Below are 14,830 nucleotides of genomic sequence, written 5' to 3'. Positions count from 1 at the left end.
AGGCCGCAGGGCGCGGCAATCAGGCTCTCAGGATGCGGGTCGGCCAAGAGCGAGGATGTTCAGGCGTGAGCATTGTTGAGATATTCGTGGGAATTTTCGCAGGGTTCCGCACTACGGCAACGGTCACTGCATTGGGTTTACTGTTTGCCGTGCCATTCGCCTTGATCTTCGGCGTGGCGCAGTACTTGACAAGAGGCCTGGCGCGGGTCGCGGTCAGCGCGGTCATCGAGTTCTGGCGCAGTTCGGCCGTGATCATACTGCTCTTCGTCTTCTACTACGTGCTGCCGATCATCGGCATTCAGCTGTCAGCGACTGTCGTCAGCGCGATGGTGCTGGGGCTGAATGCGGGAGGATATGGGAGCCAGGCCGTCAGAGCGGGCCTCCAGTCGCTCGATCGAGGACAGATCGAAGCTGCTGCTGCGCTGGGCCTGCCGCGACGACATGTGCTGGCGCTGATCGAGTTGCCTCAGGCCCTGACCAGGATGGCGCCGACCTTCATAAACCAGTTCATCCAGCTGATTAAGGGAACGGCCCTGGTTTCGCTTGTCACCCTGACGGACATGACCTTTCGGGCAAAGGAGATCGCCGAGCTCGAATACAATCCCGTCGGCGTCTACACATCGCTTCTGCTCGCCTATTTCGTGGTCTGCTATCCTGTTGCATTGTTTGGCCGCTGGATCGAGCATCGGACAGGCGTCGGCGCGAGGTTGGCAAATGAACTTTAACCTCGAATTCGCCGTCTCGACCGTTCCCACGATCCTGAGCGTGATGGGAACCACGATCGGCATTGCGTTGGCCGGTTGCGCCGGCGCCTCGGTCCTGGGCTTCTGCTTTGAGATCACACGGCGAGCGGCATCCGCGCCCGGCTATCTGATGCGCTTCGTGATTGACTTCATTCGCTCCACGCCGGTGCTGGCGTGGCTCTATTTTCTCTACTTCGTCCTGCCGCACTACGGTGTCACGCTGCCCGCGCTGCTTGTCGGCATATTGGGCTTGAGCGTCTATTTCAGCGGCTATCTCGCCGAGGTCTTCAAGGCTGGCATCGACGCCATCCCCCAAGGCCAAGCTGAAGCCGCCAAAGCCTTGGGATTGCGGCGGACCGACGTCGTGTTGTTCATCCTGGCTCCCCAGATGCTGCGCAACGTCGCTGCCCCGGTCGGGAACTATTTCGTCTCGATCCTGAAGGCAACGCCCTACCTGGCCGTGATCGCCGTCCCGGAAATGCTGGGCAAGGCGTTCGATATCGCCTCCGACACCTACCGTTACGCCGAACCCCTGACCGTCGTCGGCCTCGTCTTTCTTCTCCTGGCGCTGACGATCGCGCGTGTGGTGACGTTGGTTGAACGCAAGCTGCTGGAGCCAGCAAAACGATGAATGAGGCGCCACGCACCATGCGCCAAGCTGGTTGTGCAGCCATAGAGGCTGGGCAAGCCGGCACCGCGCCTGCCGGGCAAGCGCCAGCCCTGGAAACGGTTGGGCTCAACAAATGGTTCGGCGGCTTCCACGCTTTGAAAGACATCGATCTTGCGGTGGCGCAGGGCGCCCGGATCGTGATCTGCGGCCCGTCCGGATCGGGAAAGTCGACGTTCGTCAGATGCCTGAACGGGTTGGAAACGTTCCAGCAAGGCGTCGTTCGTGTCGATGGCGACGAACTGATCCGGGAGCCCAAGCGGTTGCAGCGATTGCGGCGCGGAATCGGGATGGTGTTTCAACAGTTCAATCTGTTTCCGCATCTGACTGTCATGGCCAACTGCACCTTGGCTTTGAGGCGCGTGCTTGGCAAATCGAAGACCGAGGCGGCAGGGATGGCGCTTCGTTATCTCGAACGGGTCGGGGTAGCCGACCAGGCGCACAAATATCCTGCCCAGCTGTCAGGCGGCCAGCAGCAGCGCGTCGCGATAGCCCGTGCCCTGAGCATGCATCCCAAGATCATGCTGTTTGACGAGCCGACATCGTCGCTCGATCCCGAGATGGTCAAGGAAGTGCTCGATGTCATGGTCGAACTCGCCAGCGATGGCATCACGATGCTTTGCGTGACGCACGAAATGGGTTTTGCACGTGAGGTCGCCGATCACGTGGTGTTCATGGACCAGGGGCGCGTCATCGAGACCGCATCGCCGGCCACCTTCTTCTCCGCGCCAAGGCAGGAGCGGACGCGGCGCTTCCTGGACACAATGCTTCGCTGAAATGGAGTGGGTGGAACATGACCGGTCAGACGCGCATCTGGACCCCGATCGACTATGATGCCGACGGCAAGCAGTCGGACTGTCTGCGGCTACCGCATTCGACCGACCTGTCCGCCTATGGCTGGGTGCCCATCCCGCTGGTCTGCATCAAGAACGGCAGCGGCCCGACGGCGCTACTCATAGCCGGCAATCATGGAGACGAGTACGAGGGCCAGATCGCGCTTTGCAAACTGGCACGGGAGATCCGGCACGACCAGGTTTCTGGGCGGCTTATCATCCTACCGGGCCTCAACTCTCCGGCCGTGGCTGCTGGCCGCCGCGTTTCGCCGCTCGATGAGGGCAATCTCAATCGGTCGTTTCCAGGAGATGCCGCCGGCTCGCCGACGCAGATGATCGCCCACTACGTCTGCCAGGTGCTGATCCCGATGGCCGACATTGTGGTTGATCTTCACTCCGGGGGACGTTCCCTCGACTATGCGGTGAGCGCGCTGGTGCGGCCAGGTCGGACCGTCGAGGAGCATGAAAAGCTGCTGCGCCTGCTGCGCCTGTTCGGCGCCCCGATCAGCTTTGTCAGTGATGGGACTGGCGGTGGCGGACTGACCACCCTGGCAGCGGCTGCGCAGCAACAGGGCGCGCTTGTGCTAACGACGGAGCTTGGCGGTGGTGCGACCTTGCGCAAAGAAGGATTGGCGCTCGCCGAAGCTGGATTGAAGCGCATCCTGAAGGACCAGGGCATTCTGCGCGATCTCGCGACACAACCGGCTTCGCCGACGCGGTTCATGACGGTCAAGGGCCATGACGCGTTCGTCTATGCCCACAGCCGGGGCATTTTCGAACCGGCCGCCGACATTGGTGATGAGGTGGTTGGCGGCCAGATCGCCGGGCACATCCACTTTCCGGATCTGCCGACGCGCGAGCCGGAAACCCTGTTCTTCGCAACGTCAGGGCTGGTCGCGTGTCGCAGGGCACCGTCGCTCACCGAGCCTGGCGATTGCCTGTTCAAGGTGATGGAAGATATCGATGTCGGGCCAGATCGGGCATCGCATGCCTAGTTCATGCCGCAGGCTCAATCCGCGCGTGAGCGGCCTGCGCTGTATTCGTTGCCGGTGCGTTTTTCCCGTTGCGGACTACTTTGAAGGGTGCCCGAGCTGCTTCAGCCGCAATATGCCGGCGAGCCTGGCGACCGAGTATGAGGCGTTTCCCACTTCGCTTGAGCACGTCGCCGACTGGCAGATCTACCCGGACTGCCCAACACTGGGGGAGGGCAACACACCTTTAGTTCGGCTGGATGGGCTTGCCAAAGAGCTCGGCGTGCGCGCGCTCCATCTCAAGAACGAGGGCGCCAACCCGACGGGGTCCCACAAGGACCGAATGAGCAGATTTGTCGTGCAGCGTGCCTTGGAGATCGGCGCCTCGACGGTTGCCGCGGCCTCCAGCGGCAATGCCGGCGTCTCTCTGGCCGCCTACGCGGCTCACGCCGGGCTGAATTGCGTGATCGTCACCACGCCCGACATGAACCCGAACTGGCGACGAGCGATCGAGATGCATGGAGCGACCTTGCTGGCTGCGCCCACGCCGCAACGCCGCTGGCAGGTGCTCGCCGAGAAGATCCGCGCCGGCGAATGGTACCCGGCCACCAACTTCATCCTTCCGGCAGTGGGAAGCAATCCGTTCGGTGTGGATGGCTACAGGGCGCTTGCGTTCGAGGTCTTTCTCCAGCTTGGGCCCGAGGCATGCACCGATATCGTCGTTCCGACATCAAGAGCGGATCTGCTTTGGGGCATCGCGCGCGGCTATCGCGATCTGGAGACGGCAGGGTTCATCGACAAACGGCCCCGCATCCATGCGGTCGAGCCCTTCGGACGCATTTCACGGGTGCTTGCAGGGGCTGATTATCGCGGCCATTTCGAAGGCCATTCGGCCTTGACTTCAATTGGCGGTTCGACGGTGACCTATCAGGCCCTCGAGGCGATTGCCGCCTGCAGAGGGTCGGCGGTCGTGGTTGAAGACGAAATGACCTGCGCCGATCAAAAGCGGCTGGCGCGCTGCGGCCTTTATCTGGAACTGTCGAGCGCGTCGGCTTTGACCGGCCTGCGCAAGCTCGTCTGCGAAGGCGCGGCTGCCTCGGATGCTGTGGTCGTGTTGGTCGGCACCTCGAGTGGCTTTTCCGAATACCAGGCCTACTCACATCCGATTACCCCGATAGAGTAACGGTCCGGGCTTTGGTCCATCGGTCTTGCGAGGCGTCGACAGCTTTGCAAATGGCAGGCGCTGGCATCGCCCACGGGTACAACCCGGTCGGCCATGACGCGGGACCACCACCCCCAACGCAGTCCATATGCGACTGGCAGTTTTGGATCTTCGATTGCCAAACTTAGCATTGGGAGTCGGGTTGCCGACGCATGTCGTTGATGATCCACTTGCCTATCTGAAGCTCGGTGTTGCAAGCCCAAGATTTCCGCAATAGGAAGGGGATCGAGGGGCAATACAGGCAATACAGGAGTCACAATTGGACAAGATCGACAGCGGCGAACTCATCAGTTTGACTGCCGACGTGGTGGCCGCTTACGTTCAAAACAATCCGCTGCCGACAACGGGCTTGCCCGATCTGATCACCAGCGTTCATGCGGCGTTGTCGAAGCTCAAGCAGCCGGCGGTCGCACCTGAACCCGAACCCGTCCCCGCCGTAAATCCAAGGAAGTCTGTGTTCCCTGACTACATCATTAGTTTGGAAAACGGTCGAAAGTTCAAGTCGATGAAGCGTCACTTGGGCTTGCTTGGCCTGACGCCGGACGCATACAGGGCGAAATGGGGCTTGGCCAGAGATTATCCGATGGTGGCGCCAAGCTATGCCGCGCAACGGTCAGCCTTGGCGAAAGCGAGCGGGCTCGGCCGCAAGGCGGCTCCTCCAGCAAAAGCGGTGAGAGCGAAGCGCAAGGCAAACGCATAGCCCGGCGGGCTGCTCAACGTTCAGCGGCAATGCCGCAGTATCCGTCAGCGGCGACACCTGCGACGCGGGTGGTCATCCACCCGACAGTCGCAGATTGCTCCAACAGTATGCCAAGCGGTTCGATGCAGATGCACCCGGTTCAAGACGCGTGAGCGTGGGCAACCGGTTCAGCTCTAACGCATGTAAGCAGGGGAGCAACCTCTCGCTCCTTAAGCAACGTTATGGACTGGAGGACTTGCCCGAGCCGAGCCTGCGAAAGCGTGTCGCGGCCGAGGTCGTACAGCTTCTGCTCGACGGCTGATCGGTCCATGGGATTGCCGGCATCGCCCAAGGGCCGCGGCACATCTGCGACACGTTCGCGCCCGTCAATAACCATCGTAACCCGCGCCGGGGTACACTGCGGGAAGATAGCGGACAGTTCGTCGGGATAGCGGAGTTCGACTTTCGCCGCGAGTGCCACCACGTCGGGGTCGCAAAGCGAGCAGGGCCGCAAAGGGCGGAAAGCCTCGGCGCCTCGCAATGCGGCAAGTGCCGCGGCAAAGGGCACGGAAAACTGTCCGCCTTCCAGCGAATTCGGCGCGATTTCGTTGGGCAGCTTTCGCGCTTCGGGAAAAATTTCAACGACAAGGCGCTCGATCGGCTCGCCATGGCTACGACCTGCAACCAGCGTGAGCACGGCATCGATAACCGGATGCGTGTAGCGGCAGGCGGCATAGGGTTTGAGATAGGTCTCGGCGATCAACCAGCGACTGCCAAGATCGGCGGTGATGGCGCCGACATTATAGGCATGGGGACGGTCCAGCATGTCGACCGATCCGCTCATACCGACCCCGGCCCGTTCGACGGCGAACAGGGCTGTGACGGTCGACCAGGGGCTGCTGCCCTTGACTGAACTCGCTTGGCAATCTCCCTGCGGCAGGTTTTGCGGCGCTTCGGCACCTGCAATGGCCATTGCGTGTGCAATCTGGTCGGCTTGCATCCTGCGAAGCCAGCCGATTGCGGCCGCGACGCCAAAGCCGGTCCATTGACCACTGGCAAAGCTCATGGTGTCGGTGAAGCACCGGGCGGCGGCGATGCGCAAGGCAACATCATAGCCAAGGGCCGTAGCAGTGAGCACATCATGGCCATCGCTGCGGAGGCGCGCTGCCTCCATCAGCACGGCAGGAACAATGGCCGCGCCGGGATGACCCGCTGCAAGGCAATGGCCGTCATCGATGTCGAGGGAACTTGCCGCCGCGCAATTGGCAAATAGGGCGGCCAGCGGATGCAACCCGGCCTCGGCGAACCAGGCATGGGCTGAACCCGGCCCGAAGCAGGTCCGCGCGGCGGCGCGAGAGAGCCGCGCATTTTCGGTCGGCACGCCGCCGACAAGTGCTGCGATCGTGTCGAGAATGGCACGCTCGGTCTTCTCAACCACCGAATCCGGGAGATCCTGGTAGCCGGCGTTGCAGGCAAATTCGGCCAATTGGTGTGTCACAAACTGCATCGCGTCCCTCCCGATTTGATATACCTAGTATACCTTAGCGATTGGAAAGAAAAGACCGCGCTTTGCAAAATTGCCTCAACCGAGGTCGCGCCGGATGGGCGCGGTGAGGATGTTTTGATCGCCGATCGGGCCATGGAAGATCTCTCCGGTGTCGCTGAAACCCGCTTTGAGATACACCGATTTCGCCGCCGCGTTGCGGCCGTTGACCGCAAGCATCAGCTGTCTGACGTAGGGGCGCTGCCGCCGCAGCCAGGAGATCGCCAGATCTACGCCGGCCCGGCCATAGCCCTTGCCCTGCAAAGCGCGGCAGATGCGGAAACTGTGCAAGGTGACTGCATCTGCCGGCGCCCACGGTGGCAATGCCTGCTTCTCGCGCAGGATGAAGAAGCCGACCGTCTTGCTGGAGGCGACAATTGCAAAGGGGTGTTCGAGCTCTGGATGGTGGCTGTTTTGCAGCTGGTCGAAAACGACGTCTACCGATCCAGCGAACTGTTCCTGTTCGGGGTCGAGCACCAGCTTCTTGATGGCGGCCCGATCGCAGACCCCTACGCGGCGCAGGCTGACGCCGCTCAGGCGGGACCTGATCGGCGGCGAGTTCGCAAATGCTGCCTCGGCGGATTTCGATTGTGTCGGCATAGGCTTCTTTTTCTCAGATCGCCGGGCCAGCGGAGGGGTGGGCTGCATCCACAGCATGACTGAGCGCGTGCTCAGCTCGAGATTGGCGCCATTGCATCCAAACAATCCCGCAGCTGGCGCAGGCAAACAGGCCGGCAAGACCGAGGAAGATGTGGCGAGCAGGAATACCCGGCATAAGACTGGGCAGAAGATAAATTAGGACTGCCACAAGTCCGATCGCGGCGTCGATATTGCTGCGGACGCGGCCAACCATCCCGCTTGGCGTGGCCTTGAGTATCGTCACGTCGCTGCCGGCACGAACCATCATGAAGGACAGGCCGATGAGACCCTGCCAAAGCACAGCCGCGGCCAGGGTTCGGGAGGTCGAGAAGACAGCGGTGGCGCAGGCGAGCAGTAGGGTTCCCGTACCAATGAGGAGCCTTTCCCTCGCCATGCCGGAAAGCCAGGCGAGGCTTAGGCTTCCGATCAAACCACCGCCTGAATACATAGCGGCAAGCCACCCATAATGGCTGGAGGGAAGCTTCAGCTCATAGCGTGCGAAGCCGGCCAGAAGCGCGTTAGATGCATGCGCCGATGCGTAGACCAGCAACAGGGCAACGCCCGCCAATCTCAGACGAGGACTTGCCACGGTCTCGCGAAGACCTGCGATCAAGTCCGGCGCGTGCAGACCGGGATGCATCGTGCCGGTGGCATCCTTGTCATCGAGAAGGCTGGCGAACACGGCAGCCAGAATGGACGAGGCCGCGCAAACGGTTAGGCCGCCGGTTACGCCGACAAGCCCGAGGCAGAGCCCAGCAATTGCCGCGCCGACAATGTTGCCGATCTGGCTGGAAAAAATGCCGGCGGACACGACGCGCATCAGCGCCCGTGCGCCGGCCAGCTGTATCAGCCCCTGGCTGCTGGGATAGGAGCAGTGAACCGACAGAGATGAAGCAGGCGGTGGCGTAAAGCAGCGAGATCGGCGTGTGTTGAGGAGAATAGGTCCAGGTGACCAAGGCTAGCAGGCCCACACCGGCGCCATGGACAGTCTCGCCAATCACGAACACCCTACGCCGGCACGAGCGGTCGATCAGCGGCCCGAGCAACGGTCCCATCGTGAAAGCCAGCAATTGCCAGCAGATCAGGACCCTCCCGACCGAAGCGATTTCGCCGGTGATCTGCAGCGCGAGCCAGGAGACCAGGACAATGTACATGCTGCGTGCGCACTGCATGGCGAGAAGCATGGCGTAGATCGGCAGGGTGGACTGGGTCCGGCACAGCACCCTGGGATAAAGAGATTTTGGTGCCTGACTAAGAAATTTCATGGCGCAGCTCCTTAATCGCCTGGACGGTCCCGTCGCCCATGTTCGCTGCCGGTTGCGTGCACACGCCCGTCACGCGCCTGAACTAGCCACTTGCCCGATCGATCTGCGGGCTTGCGAGACCGTTTACAAAGTGTGCGCTAGTCGTGCCGGTCGCGGGCTTGGGCAAGTACCTCGTCCAGCGTCCTGCGTCTCCACGCAAAGCGCGACCATGCCGACATCAGCTCGGTTGGTGCACCCACCGTGACGGGACTGGCTGGGGATGGGCCCGGCCAACCGGCAATGGTCTCCAGCCATTGCTGGTCGTAGACGGTTTCGACATACCGGTGTCCCTCGTCGGGGAACATCACCACCACCGTCTTGTCGGGGTTGTTGCGCGACCACCACTCGGCGACCCTGTAGGCCGCGCCGCTGGTCGGCCCCATGAAAAGCCCATGCTCACGATGCAGCTGATGGGTCGCGTGAAAGACCTCTGCCGGGGTGAGCCAGTGCACCTCGTCAAACTGGCTGTGATCGACATTGCCAGGAAGGATGTTGCCGCCAAGGCCACTGAGATTGAGCTTGCCACTGGGCTGGCCGAACAGCACGCTGCCCGGCGTGTCGACGCCGATGGCGTGCAGGTCGGGAAACAGCGTCCTCAGGTAGCGGGATGTCCCACTCATGGAACCACCCGATCCGACCGGACCAACCAGACAGTCCAGCTTTCCGACCCGGTCTATCAACTGTTCGGCAACCTTGCCGTAGGAGAGCGAGTTGTCGCGATTGTAGTACTGCGAAGGCCAATAGCTGCCCCTAATGTCGCGCAGATACACATGCAGGCGATCAAGCCGCGACTGCTGCAGCCCGCCGCAGGGCGCCGGACTATCCACAATCGTCACCTCGGCTCCCAGTTCGATGAGGCGTTGATGGAGATGGCGATCGAGCGCCCAGTCGCTGACCAGGATCAGCCGGTAGCCCTGCTGAACCGCCAGCATGGCCAGGGCCAGGCCAAAGGTTCCCGACGAAGATTCGCAGATTGTCGCTCCCGGTCTCAAACGCCCCTGATCCACGGCCCGTTCGAGCATGAACCGGGCTGGCAGGAGCTTCATGAGAAAGAAACTCGCGCCAAAGAGATTTGCGCTAAGCGGAACGAGGCGCGGCCCCTCGAAATCCTCCAGTTTGCGCATCAGCGTATGGATCGACATCAAGCTGCTCCTTCCCGCCCGGGCATCAGTGGCGGAAGATTGCCGGCTCGAAACCGGAGGATCGTAACGCATCTGTCGCGCCGTCGATGTTCATGGGCGCGTTCGGATCGAGTGCATCGAACATCAACCCGACGACGGTGCCGCTATGGGCGACCTGGACGCCTATGGCATTGAACCGGCCGCCTATGGTTTCGATCTCGTCCAACCCTGGCTTTGGCAAGAAGCGCTCGTTGATCCGCGCGCTTGCGGTCGCAACCCTGCCAAGCATGCGCGCGTCAGCGTGCCTGATGGCCGACCGCAGCAGGCTGCGCAGTGGTCGAAAGGTCTCGATCTCCAGGGCATCATAGCGCGCCGGCTCGTAGGCGAGCGTATCGACCGTCACCTCCGGCGTCGTATCGATGCTGATCAGATCGATGGGCGGCAGCGGCCGGCGGAACGCTTCCATGACGATTCCTTCACGATGCGCAAAAAGCACGGCCAGCCGTTTGAACAGGGTGGAGTCGCAAGCCGTTTCCGCGCTGACTGCGATGCGCATGACTTCGTCCGACGCCGCCTCGATCTCCATGTAATCCAGCACCGCCTGGATGCTCGCCAAGACGTCAGCCGTTGACGATCCCATGCCGCGGCCGACGGGGATGTTGCTGTTTATTACGAGATCGCCGCCAGTTCCGGGGCGAGCGAACCGTGAGATCGTCAATTCGGCGGCGCGCCTTGCCTTCTCGCATGAGCCCGGCAGGACATCGACGTGATCGCTGTCGCTTGCGTTGAAGCGGGCCCTCGATTTCAGCTGACGGCAGGGCAGGGAGACCAGCGCGCGCCGCAGGCGGGCGCCATCATCTTCGAACAGGCCTTGGACCAGCTCGCCATGGTGGCCGATGGCCACGCCACATCCCGCCCTCGCTGGCATGAACATTCCCTCGCGAAACAACGTATTAGTTGATACTGATGTAAGTCAAAGCGTATGCTGTCAGGAGGGGGTGCATGGCGCAACGGTAAACATAACAATCTTTTGTGCTATATACATCGCGCCCGCTTTAATCTATTATTGGCTGACGTTATACATTGGTGCAAAGGCGCCAATCCCAAAAGATCTGCATGAGGGAGCGGTCGTCACCGGCGACACTTGGAACGGAACTGAAGGGATGATCAGGATGGCGTGCGCGCCAGCGCGTATCCGGCGAGTCTGACGGTACGGATGGCGGCGGCGCGCGAGCACTGGCTGAGCAGCTTTCGCAGCTGACTGATGTGGACATCGACCGTGCGCGTGCTAACGCCGCGGCTGCTGGCCCAGGCAACGCCAATCAGCTCGTCGCGGCTGAGCACCTTCTCCGGGTTCTCCAGCATGTGGCGCAGCAACTTGAACTCGATCGGTCCGAGCGCGATCGCCTTGCCGGCGCAGCGAACGCGATGCGTGTCGAGCCGCATTTCGACATCGCAGTATATGAGCGGTTTGGCGCCCTGGGGCGCTGATCCCAGCCCCTGGCCGATGGCGAGGCGCGAGCGCAGGTACTGGAGCAGCTTGGCCGGCGCGAAGGGCCGGATAAAGCACTCGTCGACGCCGGACTGCAAGAGCTGGATGTGCTGCGCCTCCGCGCTGGCGTGGACCAGCGCCACACAGGGGAGGGCGCCCGCGGGAGCGTGCTGCTTGATCCGGGCACTCTGTGCCGCCAGATGATTGCCGACCCGACAGTCCAGCAACACCGCCTGGAGCGGCCTTTCGGAGGCAAGGGACAGCACGTCCTCGATGGAGGAGGCCAAGGTGCAGGCAAAACCGTCGACCTCCAGGATGTGGCTGAGGAGCAGATAGAAATCCGCATCCTGCGAGCAGATCGCGATCAATGGCTTCATGGGCAGCTCAGAGTTTTGGCTGCGTTCCAGGTCGGTTGCGCGGATCGATTCCGTCGCGACGCAATCAAGAATGGCAGATCGGGTCATGGATGACAACAAAGCCGCGGTGAATGCTCGGATCACGTCAGCCACTGCCAGCGAAGTGTCTTGCGCCGGCTTTTCTGCGCGACCATATGAATTGTGGAGCGAATCTACTCATGCTAGAATCTGGCCCAGCCGGCGCCCCGACAGCCTCCCCCCTATGCTGAAGCCTGCCTCAAGCACGCTTCTTGCCCCCAAGTTCACAACCCTCGAACCGGCCAGGATGAAGACCAGCATCAATCATTTACCGGAGCACAAGCAGGAAGAGCTGGCCCGCGTGGTCGAAATCCTGCATGCCGAGTTCGAGGACGCGCTGGCCGAAAGCAGCGCGGACTGGAAGAAGAGCGGCCGTATCCTGAAGATTATCCTGTTCGGCTCCTATGCCCGCGGCGACTGGGTGGACGAGCCGCTGACGATGAAGGGATATCGCAGTGATTTCGATCTGTTGGTGGTCGTCAACAACAACAAGCTGTCCGACTTCGCCTACTGGTACAAGGCCAAGGATCGGCTGGAACGCGACCGCGCCATCAAGACGCCGACCAGCTTCATCGTGCACAGCCGCCGCTTCGTGAACACGGCGCTACGCCAGGGGCAGTACTTTTTCACCGACATTCGCCGCGATGGCATTGTCCTCTACGAACTCGATGAAGAGCCACTGGCCGAACCCAAGCCGCTTACGCCGGAAGCGGTGTATGAGACGGCCAAAGAACATTTTGAATCCCGCTTTGCCGGGGCCAAAGTGTTTGCTAAGGGGGCTCAGTTCTATCTGACCGAGGGCGATTACAACCATTCTGCGTTCGAGCTGCACCAGGCGATAGAGCATGCCTACGCAACATTGCTCCTGGTACTCACTAACTACAGCCCACCTTCCCACAAACTGAGTTTTCTCAGAGGACTCGCCGAGGATCAGGATCGACGGTTATCAGAGGTGTGGCCCCGAGAACAGCAGCGTCATCGCGCTTGGTTCAACACTTTAAACGAGGCGTATGTGAAGGCCCGCTACTCTAAATACTACGCTATCAGTGATGAAGCTCTCGTCTGGCTAGGTGGGCGCACGGCAGAACTCCACAAATGCGCCGAGGAGATTTGCCTGGAATATTTAGCAAGAATGAGGGAAGCAGCAGGCGGCTAACAATTATTTTATAAACTCCTACGGCGATCCCAAAAGGCGTCCGAGAAGTTTGCTGAATCGACAGTCCGCTTAGTGCCTCCTCTCAGCCGTTCGGTGCATTGAGTGAGCAGCCTGGAAGCGGCCGTTCGAAGAGGTCGCCTCTGCTCCAAAGAACGGCTCGTCAGACAGAGAAGGCTCTCCTGAAGCATAGCAATCAATCGCGATTTCAGATGATCCGAACTCTAAATTGCTCCGAAGGCAGAGGTCGGTGGTTCGAATCCCGCTCTCTCCGCCATTGCCATTGCTAGCCTATTGAATCGCTTGAAAATTTCATGGCCACTATCATCAAAGCCCTCATTGCACCCCACATTTTGAGGTGGATGTAGCGGCTCGTCCCTGGACGTTGCTGGACAGTTAAGCGCGCCATTTTACGAACTATCACGGCGCCCGTTCAAGCAACTCAATTCAGTGGAGTGTTCAGACTGTTCTGTTTTCGTTCCGTTCGTCGCTCCAGGTATCGGCTAAGCTACCGCCATAAGGAAACCGATTCTTCCGAGGCTAACTTCGATGACCGTTCAACCTGTCAGCAAGACGCTGCGCGGCGACAAGATTTTCAGCGAGCCGACGATCACCTGCTCGAGCTGCAAGACGGATATCAAGCTCAACGAGTCGCTCGCGGGGCCGCTGATCGCTGCTACACGGGAGGAGTACGAGCAGCGCATCGCCCAGACGAACGCAGCGATCGCCCTCAGAGAAGAAGAACTCGTGCATCAGCGCCGAGAAGTCGCGGTCGCTAAGGAAGAGGTCGAGAGCCTCGTTGCCGAGAAGGTCAGGATCGAGCGCGGCCACATTGCGGCCGACGAGGCTCGCAAGGCAAAGCTTTTGCTCTCAGCCGATTTAGACGAGCGCGACCGCAAGGTTGCCGAGTTGGAGGAGACGCTGAAGGCTCGCGATGACAAGCTCGAACAGGCACAGAAGCAGCAGGCAGAGTTCCTCACGAAGCAGCGCGCGCTGGAAGACGAGCGGAGAGAAATGGCTCTCACAATCGAGCGCAAGGTGCAGGACGGACTGGACGCTGTTCGTGCGAAGGCGAGGTCTGATGCCGAGGATGGCCTCAAAATGAAGATCGTCGAAAAAGAGGCACAAATCGCCGGCATGCAGCGCCAGATCGAGGACCTGAAGCGCCGCGCTGAACAGGGCTCTCGGCAGTTGCAAGGTGAAGCTCTGGAGTTGGAGTTGGAAGGGCTGATCAGCAGCCGCTTCCCCGTCGACGTGATCGAGCCGGTTGCGAAGGGCGAGTTTGGTGGTGATGTGCTGCAGCGGGTAGTGGGTCCGGCTGGTCAGCAATGCGGAGCCATTTTGTGGGAATCAAAGCGCACCAAGAATTGGAGTCAGGGTTGGCTCGCCAAGCTGAGGACTGATCAGCGAGCCGCAAAGGCGGATATCGCGTTGCTGATTTCTGAAGCCCTACCCCCGGGCGTTGAGACGTTCGACCTGGTCGATGGCGTATATGTCGCTCATCCCAAGTGCGCCGTTCCCATCGCTGTAATGCTGCGGCAATCGCTGGTCGAATTGTCCAACTCCCGGTTAGTCCAAGTCGGTCAAGCGTCAAAGATGGAGCTGGTCTATGGGTATTTGACCGGCCCACGTTTCCGGCAGCGCATCGAGGCCATCGTTGAAAAGTTCCGACATGCAGGACGATCTTGCACGCGAGCGCAAAGCTACCATCCGACTATGGGCCAAGCGAGAAGTTCAGATTCAAGGAGTGATCGAATCGACAGTCGGCATGTATGGCGACCTCCAAGGCATCGCTGGGAAGGTGATGCAAGAAATCGAAGGCCTCGAAGTGCTGGCTGTTGCAGGACCCCTTTCCGAAACCGATTAGTAGGTCTTTCTGGAACGGCTGGAATTGGGGCCGATACCGGACTGTCTGGTATTGGCAGCAGCTGAACAGTTAGCTGCCATTTAGCCGGCCCCGCACCCGTTCGCGTTGGGCTGGGCCACTAGGGTCGCGACGGCGAAGAGTGGCGATTAACTCACCGGGTCC

13 protein-coding genes and 1 pseudogene are annotated in these 14,830 nt (G+C 60.9%); 8 read left to right on the top strand and 6 right to left on the bottom strand.

What is annotated here, in order from left to right; translation table 11 throughout:
* Positions 1–65: 65 nt before the first annotated feature.
* From LB532_RS23790 to LB532_RS23765, 6 genes are all read left to right on the top strand, one after another.
* Positions 66–725 carry an amino acid ABC transporter permease gene (locus LB532_RS23790; protein ID WP_140640737.1) on the top strand — a complete coding sequence of 220 codons (660 nt, stop codon included), beginning with the start codon at positions 66–68 and terminating at the stop codon, positions 723–725.
* Positions 715–1,374: an amino acid ABC transporter permease gene (locus LB532_RS23785; RefSeq protein WP_140640736.1), complete on the top strand. Its 660-nt coding sequence runs from the start codon at positions 715–717 to the stop codon at positions 1,372–1,374. The genes LB532_RS23790 and LB532_RS23785 overlap by 11 nt, the downstream gene beginning before the upstream one ends.
* Positions 1,371–2,186, top strand: coding sequence for an amino acid ABC transporter ATP-binding protein (locus LB532_RS23780; RefSeq protein ID WP_224557271.1), 816 nt, complete (start codon positions 1,371–1,373; stop codon positions 2,184–2,186). The genes LB532_RS23785 and LB532_RS23780 overlap by 4 nt, the downstream gene beginning before the upstream one ends.
* 17 nt (positions 2,187–2,203) lie before the next feature.
* Positions 2,204–3,238 (top strand): succinylglutamate desuccinylase/aspartoacylase family protein, encoded by a 1,035-nt coding sequence (locus LB532_RS23775; RefSeq protein WP_140640734.1) that lies wholly within the window; start codon positions 2,204–2,206, stop codon positions 3,236–3,238.
* Complete coding sequence (locus LB532_RS23770) at positions 3,207–4,397, top strand: pyridoxal-phosphate dependent enzyme (protein WP_210239899.1); 1,191 nt, start codon at positions 3,207–3,209, stop codon at positions 4,395–4,397. The genes LB532_RS23775 and LB532_RS23770 overlap by 32 nt, the downstream gene beginning before the upstream one ends.
* A 298-nt stretch (positions 4,398–4,695) precedes the next feature.
* Positions 4,696–5,136 carry a MucR family transcriptional regulator gene (locus tag LB532_RS23765; RefSeq protein ID WP_140640732.1) on the top strand — a complete coding sequence of 147 codons (441 nt, stop codon included), beginning with the start codon at positions 4,696–4,698 and terminating at the stop codon, positions 5,134–5,136.
* A gap of 139 nt (positions 5,137–5,275) precedes the next feature.
* On the opposite strand, the gene LB532_RS23760 is transcribed toward LB532_RS23765, so the two are convergent.
* From LB532_RS23760 to LB532_RS30225, 6 genes are all read right to left on the bottom strand, one after another.
* Positions 5,276–6,622: an MmgE/PrpD family protein gene (locus LB532_RS23760; RefSeq protein WP_140640730.1), complete on the bottom strand. Its 1,347-nt coding sequence runs from the start codon at positions 6,620–6,622 to the stop codon at positions 5,276–5,278.
* A 75-nt stretch (positions 6,623–6,697) separates the two neighbouring features.
* Complete coding sequence (locus LB532_RS23755; RefSeq protein WP_140640728.1) at positions 6,698–7,315, bottom strand: GNAT family N-acetyltransferase; 618 nt, start codon at positions 7,313–7,315, stop codon at positions 6,698–6,700.
* Positions 7,272–8,117 carry an MFS transporter gene (locus tag LB532_RS23750; protein ID WP_224557269.1) on the bottom strand — a complete coding sequence of 282 codons (846 nt, stop codon included), beginning with the start codon at positions 8,115–8,117 and terminating at the stop codon, positions 7,272–7,274. Before LB532_RS23750 ends, LB532_RS23755 begins: the two co-directional genes overlap by 44 nt.
* A 582-nt stretch (positions 8,118–8,699) precedes the next feature.
* On the bottom strand, positions 8,700–9,743 hold the full coding sequence (locus tag LB532_RS23745) for a pyridoxal-phosphate dependent enzyme (protein ID WP_140640724.1): 1,044 nt from the start codon (positions 9,741–9,743) through the stop codon (positions 8,700–8,702).
* A gap of 25 nt (positions 9,744–9,768) precedes the next feature.
* The gene (locus LB532_RS23740; RefSeq protein WP_224557267.1) at positions 9,769–10,650 is read right to left on the bottom strand and encodes a GHMP kinase; all 882 of its coding nucleotides are present in this window, start codon (positions 10,648–10,650) and stop codon (positions 9,769–9,771) included.
* 239 nt (positions 10,651–10,889) lie between these two features.
* Positions 10,890–11,723 carry a response regulator transcription factor gene (locus LB532_RS30225; protein ID WP_140640720.1) on the bottom strand — a complete coding sequence of 278 codons (834 nt, stop codon included), beginning with the start codon at positions 11,721–11,723 and terminating at the stop codon, positions 10,890–10,892.
* Between the two features lie 172 nt (positions 11,724–11,895).
* Here LB532_RS30225 and LB532_RS23730 point away from each other — a divergent pair, with 172 nt between their 5' ends.
* The gene (locus tag LB532_RS23730) at positions 11,896–12,804 is read left to right on the top strand and encodes a nucleotidyltransferase and HEPN domain-containing protein (RefSeq protein ID WP_140640718.1); all 909 of its coding nucleotides are present in this window, start codon (positions 11,896–11,898) and stop codon (positions 12,802–12,804) included.
* Between the two features lie 546 nt (positions 12,805–13,350).
* Positions 13,351–14,668 (top strand): annotated as a pseudogene (locus tag LB532_RS23725) (DUF2130 domain-containing protein).
* Positions 14,669–14,830 lie beyond the last annotated feature (162 nt).

Source organism: Mesorhizobium sp. ESP-6-2 (assembly GCF_020164675.1).
Taxonomy (GTDB): Bacteria; Pseudomonadota; Alphaproteobacteria; order Rhizobiales; family Rhizobiaceae; genus Mesorhizobium.
The sequence above is the reverse complement of the archived record's forward strand: the minus strand, read 5'-3'. Positions and strand labels throughout refer to the sequence as shown.

Coding starts and splice junctions, on each gene's coding strand:
- LB532_RS23785 (WP_140640736.1), top strand. CDS start 715: ATGAACTTTAACCTCGAATTCGCCGTCTCGACCGTTCCCACGATCCTG.
- LB532_RS23780 (WP_224557271.1), top strand. CDS start 1,371: ATGAATGAGGCGCCACGCACCATGCGCCAAGCTGGTTGTGCAGCCATA.
- LB532_RS23775 (WP_140640734.1), top strand. CDS start 2,204: ATGACCGGTCAGACGCGCATCTGGACCCCGATCGACTATGATGCCGAC.
- LB532_RS23770 (WP_210239899.1), top strand. CDS start 3,207: ATGTCGGGCCAGATCGGGCATCGCATGCCTAGTTCATGCCGCAGGCTC.
- LB532_RS23760 (WP_140640730.1), bottom strand. CDS start 6,622: ATGCAGTTTGTGACACACCAATTGGCCGAATTTGCCTGCAACGCCGGC.
- LB532_RS23755 (WP_140640728.1), bottom strand. CDS start 7,315: ATGCTGTGGATGCAGCCCACCCCTCCGCTGGCCCGGCGATCTGAGAAA.
- LB532_RS23750 (WP_224557269.1), bottom strand. CDS start 8,117: ATGCGCGTCGTGTCCGCCGGCATTTTTTCCAGCCAGATCGGCAACATT.
- LB532_RS23745 (WP_140640724.1), bottom strand. CDS start 9,743: ATGTCGATCCATACGCTGATGCGCAAACTGGAGGATTTCGAGGGGCCG.
- LB532_RS23740 (WP_224557267.1), bottom strand. CDS start 10,650: ATGCCAGCGAGGGCGGGATGTGGCGTGGCCATCGGCCACCATGGCGAG.
- LB532_RS23730 (WP_140640718.1), top strand. CDS start 11,896: ATGAAGACCAGCATCAATCATTTACCGGAGCACAAGCAGGAAGAGCTG.